Raw genomic sequence first — 12,218 nt, forward strand, 5'->3', positions numbered from 1 at the left:
AAATGGGGTATTAAAGGAGATAATCCTTTTATACATAGATAAATAACTCAATGAATTGTGAGTAGGAGGACTACAAAGTGAAAAAATTATTTACATCATTATCACTTTTAGCTGGTGTAACAACTTTAGTAGCTTGTTCAAGTGGGAAAGACACAGGAACAACTAATGAATCTACAGCTGAATTAGTGACTACAATTGAATCACCTGTAACAATCGAATTCTGGCATGCAATGTCAGGAACAAATCAAGAAGCAGTAGATGCATTAGTAGAGCAATTCAATACGACAGTTGGGGCTGAAAAAGGAATTACTGTAAAATCAGTTTATCAAGGTGCTTACAATGATTTAAAAACTAAAACAACAGCTGCTTTAAAATCTGGTTCAGCTCCAGCAATTTCACAAGCATATCCTGATTGGGTTGCAGAATATTTACAATCAGGTGCAGTTGTAGCATTAGATGATTATATTAATGATAAAGAAGTTGGAATTTCTGATTTTGATGATATTATTGAAGCTTATCGTGCAGAAAATAGCCAATATGAAGGTGGAAAATTCTATTCTTTACCTTTCAACAAATCAACAGAAGTTTTATACTATAACAAAACATTCTTCGAAGAAAATGGATTAGAAGTTCCAACAACTTGGGAAGAAGTTGAAGCTGTTTCAGCTAAAATTACTGAATTAACTGGTAAACCAGCATTCGGTCATGATTCATCACAAAACTACTTCATTACAATGGTTCAGCAATTTGGTGGAGAATATACAAATTCTAAAGGTGACATTTTATTCTCAGAAGATAATGCACAAGCAGCTATTGAAGCTTTAACATTAATGCAACGTAATACTGATGCTGGATACTGGCGTTTAGCTGGAGAAGATAAATACATGTCTGGTCCATTCATGAGTAATTTAGTTCAAATGTATATTGGTTCTTCTGCTGGTTATTCTCATATTGCTTCAGCTGAATTCGAAGTTGGGGTAGCACCAATTCCTCAAGTTTCTAAAGAAACTGAAGCTGTTATTCAACAAGGAACTAACGTTGTAGTATTTAACCAAAATAAAACTCCTGAAGAAGTTTATGCAGCATATGAATTTGCAAAATACTTATCTTCATATGAAGGAAATTTATACTTCGCAACTCATACTTCTTACTTACCAATCCGCCAATCAGTTATTGATTCAGCAGATTATCAAGCATATGTAACAGAGTCTAATGATCAAACGAAAATTGTAGGACCATCTCAAGATAGTGCTTTCTTCTATGATCCATCATTCTTCACTGATACATTCTCTTCTTACAATGTACGTACAGCAGTTGGTCAAGCTGTTGAGCAAGTTGTATTAAATGGAGTATCTCCTGAACAAGCAGTTCAAGATGCCTTAAATCAATTAAAATAATTTGATTATGAATAGAGGTAGAATTTCTACCTCTATTTTTTCTTTATAATTTGATAGAGTGTCATAATTTGACGTATAATTAAAGTAGGTAATCATTTTTATATTAGGAGGTTCAATATGTCAATTCAACAAGAGATTTTAAAGAAAATTGAAGAATTTGAAACAATTATTATTCACCGTCACGTCATTCCAGATGGAGATGCATATGGTTCATCATTTGGATTAGCTGAAATCATTCGTGAAAGTTTTGAGGGGAAGAAAGTTTACCTTGTAGGCGAGGAAGTAGCTTATTTAAATTACATTGGTCATACAGAAGAAATTGAAGATGAACTATATAACAATGCTTTAGTTATCATTACAGATACATCGAACGCAGCACGTATTTCAGATGAACGTTGGAAATTAGGTGCTTTCAAAATTAAAATCGATCATCATCCATTTAGCGATGAATATGCAGATATTGAGTGGATTGATACAAGTTATACATCAACTTGTGAAATGATTACAGATTTATTAGTTAAGAATAATTTAAAAACAAATGATAACGGTGCTCGTTGCTTATTCAATGGAATTGTATCAGATACAGGACGCTTCTTATTCCGTGGAGTAAGTGAGCAAACATTCCGTTATGCATCAGAATTATTAAAATATAATTTTGATATGGTAGAGTTATACTCAAAAATGTATACACAATCTAAAGAATTAGCACGTTTTAAAGGTTATGCGGTTTGTAACTTTGAAGAAACGGCTCATGGTGTTGGGTATTTAAAATTAACAGATGAATTATTACAATCTTTAAACGTAAATGAATTAGCAGCTTCAGCTAACGTTAATACGTTGGCAAACATTGAAGGAATTAAAATTTGGGCATTTTTTGTTGAAAATGCTGAAGGAAATGATATTCGCGTTAATTTACGTTCAAGTGGGGCAGCCGTTAATGAAATTGCTAAAAAATATGGCGGAGGTGGTCATGTGCAAGCAGCAGGTGCTCGTGTAATGGATTGGGAAACTGTTGATGCGATGATTGCTGACTTGGATGAATTAGCTCAAAATAACTAAGGAGATGATGTCATGAAAATTTTAATTACAAATGATGATGGAATAAAAGCGCCAGGAATTGCAGCCTTAGCTGAAATTGCATCAAAATTTGGTGATATTTATGTGATTGCTCCTCATCAAAATAATAGTGCAGTAGGACATGGAATTACAATGCGCCGTCCCTTAAAAGCTTATATTGAATCAATTCCTTATACCAAACTGGCTTATGGAATTGATGGGACACCAGCTGATTGCGTGAAATATGCCCTTGGTCATTTGAAGATTCAACCCGATTTGGTTTTATCAGGTATTAATGATGAACGTAATGTTGGGACTGATGTTTTATATTCAGGAACAGTATCGGGTGCGCTTGAAGCAAATCTTTGTGGATATCCTTCTATTGCTGTATCAACAACAGAGTCAAACTTTGAGGTAGTAAAAAAATATTTGCCTCAACTATTTGAAAAGCTATTTTCTCAAAAATTAGAATCAAATATTACATTTAATATTAATTTCCCTTCATTAACGGAACCTAAAGGAATTAAAGTTGCAAGTTTAGGAGTTACACGTTATGATGAAGTTTATGTTGAAGAAGATGGTGGCCATAAATTATCAGGTCCATTTATCGATATTGAACAATCTGAGGATACAGATGTAAAATCTATTCAAAAAGGTTATATTACTATTACTCCGTTAAAAATTAAGCTAGATGATGATGATAAAATAAAAGAATTACAAAAATTATTTTAATTTAATATAAAAAATCCTGAGATTTTTTCTCAGGATTTTTAACATGCTATTTTTTGTTTAAATAAAGCTTGATATTCTTTTTTTAAATCTGTATAGCGGTCCAGATAAGGTTTAGAATCAATACTTAATTCGTAAACTAAAGTATCGTAATGAGTAACGATAAATTCTACAATATCAGCATCAATTTTATAGTCACGTGCTAAGTTCTCTAAAATATTGATAATTTTCTCTTTTGGAAATTCTTGTTTATAGCTTCTCACGCCAAGGAGAGCACTCATAATATCAGCAATACTAATAATGCGAACCGGAATTGAAAGTTGATGATCTTTTAAACCAAAAGGATAACCGCTACCATCTAATTTCTCATGATGATAAGCTGCCATTTCAACGATATCTTTAGAACAGATACAATTTAAAATGTCATATGTAATCGTAACATGTTGTTTCATAATTTCCATCTCACTAGAAGTAAGTTTTGTTGGTTTTTCTAAAATTTCGATGGGAGTAGCGATTTTTCCAATATCATGCATCGTCGCTGCAAATGCAAGATTCGTTACCACTTCATCATCAAGTCCTAGTTTTATTGCGATAATCTTTGATAAACTAGTCACTGTTATAGTATGGATGAGCGTACTCTCACTTCTAAAATCAATCATATACATCATCATTCTAACGTATTCCATCGTTGTTTCTTTAGAGGGCTCGAAATGATTTAAAAAATGATATAATTCCTTTAAATATCGCCCATCTATTACTTTGCTTATTAATTCTTCTGATTGATTAACTTCTTTAAAATAGTCGAGAAGGGAAGAGTTTAGAGGAGAATGTAAAATCTTTTTCAAGGCTTCATCTGTGATATATGATTTACGATGAATAAATAATGATATCTTATCTAGGAGATTTAAGAGAATAGTCTCATCTTTATAAGGAAAATCTAGTTTTTCATATTCTATTATAGAATCGTGATGATGGAGGATAATATCTGATAAATGAGATAAAGGTGAAAAATATTTAATAAATAAAGAACCACAGATTGAATGCAGATGTGGATTTGGTGAAGTATTATAAAGAAATTCACTAAAATCTTTTGTTTTATAAGTACCAATATCATGGAATAAAGCAATGAGAGTAAGGTTAACGAGCTCTTCCTCAGTATATTTTCCTGTATGTTGAAGAGTTTTCCAGTAAAGAAAAGCTACTTGTTCACAGTGTCGGTCTAATCTAGTATCAATGTAGTTAAAACATTTTTGAAAAACTAACATAATGTCTTTAAATGTAAAGTTGTTCATCTGTATCCTCCGCGTCTATTCATGTAAATATTTTATCATAATTTGTATTTTAAATGTAAAAAAATGTATAGTATGCAGATAAGGGGATTTTTCTTTCTTTTCAAATTTAAAATTAACGTGTAAAATTATTATGAAATGATAAGCAGGAGGAAATTATAATGAAAACTGTATTAGATAAGTTACAACAAAATGAAAAGATTTTTCAATTTATTAAGTTTGTAATCGTTGGTGGTTTTGCAACAGTTATTCATTACGGAGTGTATTTAGCACTTGAATATGGAATTTCTGTAAATGCCAATATTGCCTTTACAATAGGATATATTATCAGCTTTATCTTTAACTACTTTGCTTCAACAGCCTTTACATTCAAAACAGAAGCAAGTGCATCAAATGGAATCAAATTTGCTGGCGCACATTTAATCAACTATTTTGTTCAAATGATCTTACTAAACATATTCCTTGCAATCGGAATCAACCAATCATTTGCACCAATTCTCGTATTCCCAATCGCCATGATCATCAACTTCTTCATGGTACGATTCGCACTTAAGAAGTAGGGACCCGGCTACGTAGTAAGCCTCAGGCGAGCTCGTAGCTATCCTCAACTGGTGGGCAGGGAGTCCTCGGGGGAGCGAACAATCCACCGCTGCTGAGTCTATAAAGGATTATAGCCTGATACAAATAACTTTTAAAAATGCGAAGTTAGGTGTCCATAATTGATGGGGGATAATAAGTAATAGCTCTTTTCTATTTCTAAATATAATGAAACAATAAAAAAAGTCTCTATCTTTGCATTTAAGATAGGGACTTTTTTATTAATCGATAAGTCGACGTAAATTTTTTTGTATTAAGGTGACTCTTTTAAATTAATGGCGAAATATAGGTAGACTGTTTTTTCTTATTGTTCATTAGATGAAGACACTGTTTTAAAATATCAATTCCTTTGATGATGTCCGCTTCTGTACATGCTGCAAAACTTAAACGCATATATTGATTTAGATGAGTATCTTCCGTTGGACTGAATAGTTTTCCTGGGGTCGTAATTAGTGAATGAGATAAACAAAGATCATAAAGTTCATTAGCATTAAGATGTGGCGGCAGTTGAATCCAAAAATGAAGGCCACCATGTGGAATATGAAATTTGACATCATATGCTTTTAATTTATTTAATTCTTGAACCATGATATCGTATTTTTTCTTATAAATAATTCGCATTTGATTAATATGTTCATCCCATTGACCTTCACGTAAATATAAATCTACTGTACGTTGGATTAATCCAGATGATGAAATATCTGTATGATGTTTGGCATTCATAATATCTGTAGAGAGGGGAGAGGGAACAAGGATAAATCCAATACGAAGACCAGGCATCATAATTTTAGAGAAACTTTTTATATAAATAACACGTTCATTTTGATCTAGACTTTTGAAACTGATATTGCTAGCATCAGGTTCATAATTTAGCTCAGACATTGAATCATCCTCAACAATATAGAAGTCGTATAGTTGCGCGAGTTCTATTAAACGTTTCATTTTTTTTAAGGAATAAGTCACGGTACTAGGGTTTTGATATTTAGTCATGACATATAAAAGTTTTGGTCGAACAGTTAGTAGTGCTGCTTCTAATTCAGAAAGATTAAGGCCATCCTCTTCTAAGCTGATTCCTTTAATTAAAACATCTCGAGATTTGAAAACAGCTAAAGCTCCTGTATAGGTTGGGTCTTCAACGAATACACAGTCACCGCTTCCAAGAAGTGTTTTACCAATAATATCAATTCCTTGTTGGGCACCTGATACAATTTGAATTGAGTTAGGTGAAACCTCAAGTTTTTGATGGCGTTTTAGGTATTGGCATAAACTTTCACGAAGAGGTTCATATCCATTACTTTCTTGATATCCAAAGGCGTATCCCTGATCTCGATCGAGAACATAATTTAGATAATGTTTAAATGAGGCAATTGGAAAGATGCTTGGTTCAGGTGTGGCACTCGCAAAGTTAATTTGGTTGTGTTCTAAATGCAGATGCTGACTTGTAATTTGTTGCATTGATAATTTAGGTGAGGGAATTGAGGGAGGAATGATTTGTTTTTCTTTAACGTAATAACCGCTCCCTTTTTTTGCAATGACAAGTCCAAGTGTTTCAAGGTGTTTATACGCAGAAACAATCGTTACATTATTAACTTCGAGTAGAGTAGCTAATTTTCGAATAGAAGGAAGAGAGCGACCACCTTCTAATTGTTGGTGTTGAATCATAGTTGCTACTTGATTAGCGATTTGTAAATACATGGCTTCAGATTTATTCTTATCTAATTGTATGGGTACAGGTAACATTGTATTACTCCTTTTAAGTAATTGTATTGATTTATTAGGGATTATTTGGTATAAAATAATTGTTAGAAATCATTTTAATAATAATTGTTTCGATACAATTATTATATTGAAGATGAGTAAAAATGTAAAGGAGTGAGGAAAATGAGTGAACGTTATGAATTAAATAAGAATCTAGCTCAAATGCTAAAAGGTGGCGTTATTATGGACGTCGTAAATGTTGAGGAAGCTAAAATTGCAGAAGCTGCGGGGGCAGTTGCTGTTATGGCACTTGAACGAGTACCGTCTGATATTCGTGCGAAAGGCGGAGTAGCTCGTATGTCTGATCCTAAAATGATTAAAGAAATTCAAGAAGCAGTTAGTATCCCAGTAATGGCTAAAGTGCGCATTGGTCATTTAGTAGAAGCTCAAGTGCTTGAAGCACTTGAAATTGATTATATTGATGAAAGTGAAGTATTAACTCCAGCTGATGATGAATTCCATATTGATAAAACAGAGTTTAACGTACCATTTGTATGTGGGGCTAAAAACTTAGGGGAAGCACTTCGTCGTATTGGAGAAGGAGCCTCAATGATTCGTACGAAAGGAGAAGCGGGAACAGGAAATGTTGTAGAGGCAGTTCGCCATATGCGTACGATGAATAAAGAAATTCGTGAAATCCAAGCAGCAAGCAAACAAGAGTTAATGACAATAGCGAAAAATATGGGAGCTCCATATGACTTAGTGTGCTATGTTCATGAGCATGGAAAATTACCAGTTGTAAACTTTGCTGCAGGTGGAATTGCGACACCAGCTGATGCTGCCTTAATGATGCAACTTGGATGTGATGGGGTATTCGTAGGATCTGGAATTTTTAAATCAGATAATCCACAAAAACGTGCTGAAGCAATCGTTAAAGCTACTACTTATTATAATGATCCAAACATCATTGCACAGGTTTCAGAAGGATTAGGAGAAGCGATGAGTGGAATTGACATTCGTCAATTACCTGAAAATGAACAATACGCAAAACGAGGATGGTAGTATGAAAAACATTGGAGTCTTAGCTGTCCAAGGTGCCGTACAAGAGCATATGAACCTTTTAAGCCAACTAGACGATGTAAATCCACTTCTAGTAAAATATGAAGATGAGTTGGAAAAAATCGATGGTTTAATTATTCCAGGAGGAGAAAGTACCGCTATCGGACGGCTATTACGTGATTTTAATTTATTAAAACCACTGCGGAAAAAAATTAAAGATGGTTTACCTGTTTGGGGGACATGTGCTGGAATGATTATCCTGGCTAAAGAACTTGCTAAAGATTCAACAGTTCATTTAGGATTAATGGATATTGAAGTTGAGCGTAATGCTTATGGGCGACAATTAGGAAGTTTTAAAACGGAAGTGGAAATTGAGACAGTATCGTCCTCTAAAATTCCATTAGTGTTCATAAGAGCGCCATATGTTACTAAGGTAGGACCAGAGGTTTCAGTCATACTAGAACTTAATAATCATATCGTAGCATGTAAACAAGATAATATGCTTGTTACTTCATTTCATCCTGAATTAACGAACGATTTAAGTTTTCATCAGTATTTTTTAAATATGATTGATAAATAAAAAAAATGACCATTTCGGTCATTTTTTTATTTAGATAGAGAATACTAAAAGAAAATAAAAATATTTTAAAAGAGAAGGAATCAACATGAGAAAAGCAATCGGAAAATTATTATTTTGTTTAGTTTTTATATTTTTAATGACAGTAGCTATTTTAGATTATGAATCAACTCAATCTGCTGCTTTGATGCAACAGACTAGTCCCCAAATTATTCAAAGAGAGTCGGCAGAAGAGCTAATGGATAATACAAAAGAAATCCTTATTATTGATGTCCGTGATGCAGATGAATACGAGAAAGGTCATATTCGCAATGCCATAAACATACCATATAATCAATTAGAGCAACATCTTGATGAACTTATGGCCTATCAAGATACACCGATTATTATTTACTGTCAAAGTGGTAACCGTAGTAAGATAGCTGGTGAAAAATTAGAGGAACTTGGATTTACTAAAGTTTATGTGATAGAAGATAAAATGGATTAAAAAAAACCTACAATAGTAGGTTTAAGCAATATCAATTCCAAGTGCTTTATATTGTTCAATAACGCGCTCAATTTGATTACGTTTCCCTTGCATTTCATATAAAGTCACGAAAAATTTAGCACATGTTGTTGCTTCTTCCATTAAACCTTGATCCGCTAGAATGCTTCCCTTGCACATAAATAAATCGGCAACAACCGCAAAAGAACGTTCCTGTAAACAAGTTTTAATTCCTATTTCACAGACTTCAAGTGCTTTATCATAGTAATCTAGTCGATAATAAACATTGGCTAGGTTATAATACATACGGCCTAGTAAATTAATATCGTATTTATGATAATATTTTAAATAGTTCTCAATGATTAAGGGTAATAATTGAGAAGCTTCAACTAATTTATTATTGATAATATAGAATAGAATAATAATAGTATGAATAATATTTAATTCATTTAGGGTACGGAATCCCACACAAGCTTCTTCTAAATTTGTAAAGTTCATAGTTAGTTTTAACAAATCAATGTAGTATTCAATAGTTGGACTTTCATATTGGGGAAGATGAAATTTAGCAGCACCTTCATACCATCCTAAATATTGTTGAAAGTCTACTGGTGGATTAGGATGAAGAGAACGGTATTGATCGATTAATTCCATTAACGGAACAAAGTCTTTCTCGTAGAAATAATAATCTAATTGTTGCTTTAATTCAATGACTTCCATCGGATTTTCGTGGTTGGCAAAAAGCAGAAAAGGTTCTAGGTTCTCATTTAATTTTTTTGATAATGCACTGAGTAAAAATCCCGTTGGTAAATTCTCATTTTGCTCAATTCGAATAAGCTGGCGCTTTGTACAAATACCATCAGCTAACTTTTCTTGACTCAATTGTTTTTTTAATCTTAACTCTTTCAATACATTTCCGAAATAAATTTCGTTCATGAGCGTCCTCCTAACCCCCAGTATTTATTATTCTTATAATAAATAAACATCATGTGCTAAAAAGTAGAAAGTGAAAAAATAGTCACTTTACGTCTTATTTAATTTATTATATCATGAAAATAGCAAAAGTTGAGAGGAGAGACAAAGACAATGAAAAAAAATTTAAAACAATTAGTTGTTGCATTTGTATTAGGATTAGTATTAGTTCAAGGAGTTACTACAGTACAAGGTAGTCAACAACCTTCAACTCGTGCATCAATCGAACTTCCTTGGTGGTTATAATCAATAATTAAAAATTAAATTGGGGATATGAGATAGAGGGGAAAAGATGTGAATCATGATTCACATCTTTTTTTTATATTTAATTAAAAAATATAAACTCTTTAGAGGAATAGAATAGGTTAAAAATCAATAATAATACCCCAAATTTGTGTGATTTACATGACCAAAAATCCTTCCGTTTAATATATTATAGTGTAGCTCGAATTTGAAGGGGGGGATAGAAATGACTATTAAACGTTCTTATTACCCTCAAGATACGGATAATCCAGTTAAATTATTTGAGCCAACGACGCAAACATTTACATTTGATAAACGAGATTTTAAAGAATTTTGTTCATTGGATAATATTTCTGTTATCGTCACAAACGTTGAAAATCACCATTATGAACATGAATACATTTATGAATATATAGACGTAAAAGAGTTACATTGTTATCATCATGGAAAGCGAGATGGTAATAGTTATAATTTGAATGACGAGTAGAAATAGTGATGTAATTTTTATAATTATTCAAGTTAAAGGAGATAGAGCTTATGAAACAATATCCACGTTGTCAGGCTAAACACCAACAAGAAAGTAAACCATCTTTGTTTGATGAAGAAAAATTTTTCTCAGATGAAAAATTATTTGGGAGAGATGAATTAGAAAGAACATCTAACGCTAAATGGTATCCTGCGGATGTTAAAGGTGGTAAACATAATCTTTGGGACGACAATGCCGAAACTATTGAGTCACACCATTTTTGGGAAGGGGAAGAAGATAAAGCAGAACCTCTTTGGCCAGGTAGGGATGAAGAAATGGAGTTAGAACATCTTTGGGAAAATGAAAGTCAATGTAGTGAAGAAGATCAAAGTGCTGTAACAGATTCTCTTTGGGAAGGTCAAGAGGATGAAGAACATGAAATGTTGAATGAAGAGAAAGGATGTGAAGGTAAAAAACATCCGGAACCTTGTCATCATCATGAAGATTGCAAAGTCATTCGAGAAAAACCTGTTTATTGTAAAGAAGAAAAAAATTATTATCATAAAGTAAAACATATTATTCCTGTTATTTGTAAAAAAGTCGAAAACCATCACTATAATCATGAATATATTATCAAAAAAGAAGTTATCAAAAAAGAACATCATTATGATCATGGAAAACGTGATGAAGATTGGTGTAAAGTTGCCGGATGCTGCAACAATCATAAAGATGATTGCGGTTGCGAAGAATAAAATAGGTTATGAAGTGATGAGGTTAAGATTGAGTCAATCTTAGCCTTTTTATATAAAAAAGGTATCTTTACTTTTAAGATACCTTTTAATGTATATCGAACTTATATAACAAATAAATAAATGCATAAAAAATGACAAAGACTACCGAGTAAGATAAAAATATGAAAGATTTCATGGAACCCAAGGTATTTAAATTCCAAGCATTTGGGTTTAAGCGCATAAATAATTCCACCAACAGTGTAAAGAATCCCTCCAGCAATTAATAAGCTAAGACCGGTTGCACTTAAAGACGCTAAAAGTGGTTTAAAGACGAAAATGGCCATCCACCCCATAATGATGTAAATAGATGTAGAAAGAATGCGAGGACAATTGAACCAGGCCATTTTAAAGGTAATTCCGCAAATAGCAATAGCTATAATGACAAAGAATAATACCCATCCAGACCATCCATTAAGTGCGATCAAACAAAACGGTGTATAAGATCCTGCAATAAGAATGAAAATCATACTATGATCGAGACGTTGTAAAAAGTTAATGACGCGATCAGATGAAATGATCATGTGATAAGTGGCTGAGGTAGCATATAACAAGATCATACTGATTCCAAAAATAATCACTGCTGTGATGCCAATAGCATTTGGATTTTCGCAAGCTACTTTGATAATCATAGCAATAAGAGCAATAAATGATAGAATGGCACCAATTAGGTGAGTTATTGCATTAATAGGTTCGCGCATATAATTACTCATTTTTTATCCTCCTTACTTCGTTATGTGGTTTTTGAAACTACATCTACGTTTGTCTATATTATATGGTTATTAAGTAATGTTGTCAACATTTACATTATGTGAAACTATGATATAATTCATGTATATAATAAAAAGTAGTTTTAGATACTATAT

14 protein-coding genes are annotated in these 12,218 nt (G+C 32.6%); 10 read left to right on the plus strand and 4 right to left on the minus strand.

Going from position 1 to position 12,218, the window contains the following annotated elements; genetic code table 11:
* Positions 1-77 precede the first annotated feature (77 nt).
* The 3 genes from J6D32_RS06850 to surE all read left to right on the plus strand — a co-directional run bounded on the left by J6D32_RS06850 (position 78) and on the right by surE (position 3,185).
* Positions 78-1,397 (plus strand): ABC transporter substrate-binding protein, encoded by a 1,320-nt coding sequence (locus tag J6D32_RS06850; RefSeq protein ID WP_006785215.1) that lies wholly within the window; start codon positions 78-80, stop codon positions 1,395-1,397.
* Positions 1,398-1,514: 117 nt separating this feature from the next.
* Entirely contained in the window at positions 1,515-2,456 is a 942-nt protein-coding gene (locus J6D32_RS06855; RefSeq protein WP_006785216.1) for a DHH family phosphoesterase, read from the plus strand.
* A 12-nt stretch (positions 2,457-2,468) separates the two neighbouring features.
* Positions 2,469-3,185 carry a 5'/3'-nucleotidase SurE gene (gene surE, locus J6D32_RS06860; protein WP_006785217.1) on the plus strand — a complete coding sequence of 239 codons (717 nt, stop codon included), beginning with the start codon at positions 2,469-2,471 and terminating at the stop codon, positions 3,183-3,185.
* A 38-nt stretch (positions 3,186-3,223) separates the two neighbouring features.
* On the opposite strand, the gene J6D32_RS06865 is transcribed toward surE, so the two are convergent.
* Positions 3,224-4,474 (minus strand): HD domain-containing phosphohydrolase, encoded by a 1,251-nt coding sequence (locus J6D32_RS06865; protein ID WP_006785218.1) that lies wholly within the window; start codon positions 4,472-4,474, stop codon positions 3,224-3,226.
* A gap of 158 nt (positions 4,475-4,632) precedes the next feature.
* Between J6D32_RS06865 and J6D32_RS06870 the strand changes: the two genes are divergently transcribed.
* A complete protein-coding gene (locus J6D32_RS06870) occupies positions 4,633-5,031 on the plus strand; it encodes a GtrA family protein (protein ID WP_006785219.1) in 399 nt (132 codons plus the stop codon).
* Between the two features lie 304 nt (positions 5,032-5,335).
* On the opposite strand, the gene pdxR is transcribed toward J6D32_RS06870, so the two are convergent.
* Positions 5,336-6,808, minus strand: a complete 1,473-nt coding sequence (gene pdxR, locus J6D32_RS06875) for a MocR-like pyridoxine biosynthesis transcription factor PdxR (RefSeq protein WP_006785220.1) — start codon at positions 6,806-6,808, stop codon at positions 5,336-5,338.
* Between the two features lie 141 nt (positions 6,809-6,949).
* On the opposite strand from pdxR, the gene pdxS reads away from it, so the two are divergent.
* The 3 genes from pdxS (at position 6,950) to J6D32_RS06890 (ending at position 8,889) form a co-directional block, all read left to right on the plus strand.
* Positions 6,950-7,828 (plus strand): pyridoxal 5'-phosphate synthase lyase subunit PdxS, encoded by an 879-nt coding sequence (gene pdxS / locus J6D32_RS06880; protein WP_006785221.1) that lies wholly within the window; start codon positions 6,950-6,952, stop codon positions 7,826-7,828.
* A gap of 1 nt (position 7,829) precedes the next feature.
* Positions 7,830-8,405: a pyridoxal 5'-phosphate synthase glutaminase subunit PdxT gene (gene pdxT / locus J6D32_RS06885; protein WP_006785222.1), complete on the plus strand. Its 576-nt coding sequence runs from the start codon at positions 7,830-7,832 to the stop codon at positions 8,403-8,405.
* An 85-nt stretch (positions 8,406-8,490) separates the two neighbouring features.
* The gene (locus J6D32_RS06890) at positions 8,491-8,889 is read left to right on the plus strand and encodes a rhodanese-like domain-containing protein (RefSeq protein WP_006785223.1); all 399 of its coding nucleotides are present in this window, start codon (positions 8,491-8,493) and stop codon (positions 8,887-8,889) included.
* Between the two features lie 21 nt (positions 8,890-8,910).
* Here J6D32_RS06890 and J6D32_RS06895 read toward each other — a convergent pair whose 3' ends face one another.
* The gene (locus J6D32_RS06895) at positions 8,911-9,819 is read right to left on the minus strand and encodes a helix-turn-helix domain-containing protein (RefSeq protein WP_006785224.1); all 909 of its coding nucleotides are present in this window, start codon (positions 9,817-9,819) and stop codon (positions 8,911-8,913) included.
* A 150-nt stretch (positions 9,820-9,969) separates the two neighbouring features.
* Between J6D32_RS06895 and J6D32_RS06900 the strand changes: the two genes are divergently transcribed.
* The 3 genes from J6D32_RS06900 (at position 9,970) to J6D32_RS06910 (ending at position 11,316) form a co-directional block, all read left to right on the plus strand.
* Positions 9,970-10,101, plus strand: coding sequence for a hypothetical protein (locus J6D32_RS06900; protein WP_006785225.1), 132 nt, complete (start codon positions 9,970-9,972; stop codon positions 10,099-10,101).
* A gap of 223 nt (positions 10,102-10,324) precedes the next feature.
* Positions 10,325-10,585 carry a hypothetical protein gene (locus tag J6D32_RS06905; RefSeq protein WP_055164601.1) on the plus strand — a complete coding sequence of 87 codons (261 nt, stop codon included), beginning with the start codon at positions 10,325-10,327 and terminating at the stop codon, positions 10,583-10,585.
* Positions 10,586-10,635: 50 nt separating this feature from the next.
* Entirely contained in the window at positions 10,636-11,316 is a 681-nt protein-coding gene (locus J6D32_RS06910) for a hypothetical protein (RefSeq protein ID WP_009606697.1), read from the plus strand.
* A gap of 101 nt (positions 11,317-11,417) precedes the next feature.
* Here the strand turns inward: J6D32_RS06910 and trhA are convergent, their stop codons facing one another.
* Positions 11,418-12,065: a PAQR family membrane homeostasis protein TrhA gene (gene trhA / locus J6D32_RS06915; protein ID WP_006784804.1), complete on the minus strand. Its 648-nt coding sequence runs from the start codon at positions 12,063-12,065 to the stop codon at positions 11,418-11,420.
* Positions 12,066-12,218: the final 153 nt, after the last annotated feature.

Origin of the sequence: Turicibacter sp. (genome assembly GCF_017941855.1) — a bacterium.
GTDB lineage: Bacteria > Bacillota_I > Bacilli_A > MOL361 > Turicibacteraceae > Turicibacter > Turicibacter sanguinis.

Excerpts from the sequence above, each read along its gene's own strand:
- J6D32_RS06895 (WP_006785224.1), bottom strand. The coding sequence starts at position 9,819 with ATGAACGAAATTTATTTCGGAAATGTATTGAAAGAGTTAAGATTAAAA.
- pdxT (WP_006785222.1), top strand. The coding sequence starts at position 7,830 with ATGAAAAACATTGGAGTCTTAGCTGTCCAAGGTGCCGTACAAGAGCAT.
- pdxR (WP_006785220.1), bottom strand. The coding sequence starts at position 6,808 with ATGTTACCTGTACCCATACAATTAGATAAGAATAAATCTGAAGCCATG.
- pdxS (WP_006785221.1), top strand. The coding sequence starts at position 6,950 with ATGAGTGAACGTTATGAATTAAATAAGAATCTAGCTCAAATGCTAAAA.
- J6D32_RS06855 (WP_006785216.1), top strand. The coding sequence starts at position 1,515 with ATGTCAATTCAACAAGAGATTTTAAAGAAAATTGAAGAATTTGAAACA.
- J6D32_RS06900 (WP_006785225.1), top strand. The coding sequence starts at position 9,970 with ATGAAAAAAAATTTAAAACAATTAGTTGTTGCATTTGTATTAGGATTA.
- trhA (WP_006784804.1), bottom strand. The coding sequence starts at position 12,065 with ATGAGTAATTATATGCGCGAACCTATTAATGCAATAACTCACCTAATT.
- J6D32_RS06910 (WP_009606697.1), top strand. The coding sequence starts at position 10,636 with ATGAAACAATATCCACGTTGTCAGGCTAAACACCAACAAGAAAGTAAA.
- J6D32_RS06865 (WP_006785218.1), bottom strand. The coding sequence starts at position 4,474 with ATGAACAACTTTACATTTAAAGACATTATGTTAGTTTTTCAAAAATGT.
- J6D32_RS06870 (WP_006785219.1), top strand. The coding sequence starts at position 4,633 with ATGAAAACTGTATTAGATAAGTTACAACAAAATGAAAAGATTTTTCAA.
- J6D32_RS06890 (WP_006785223.1), top strand. The coding sequence starts at position 8,491 with ATGAGAAAAGCAATCGGAAAATTATTATTTTGTTTAGTTTTTATATTT.
- surE (WP_006785217.1), top strand. The coding sequence starts at position 2,469 with ATGAAAATTTTAATTACAAATGATGATGGAATAAAAGCGCCAGGAATT.
- J6D32_RS06905 (WP_055164601.1), top strand. The coding sequence starts at position 10,325 with ATGACTATTAAACGTTCTTATTACCCTCAAGATACGGATAATCCAGTT.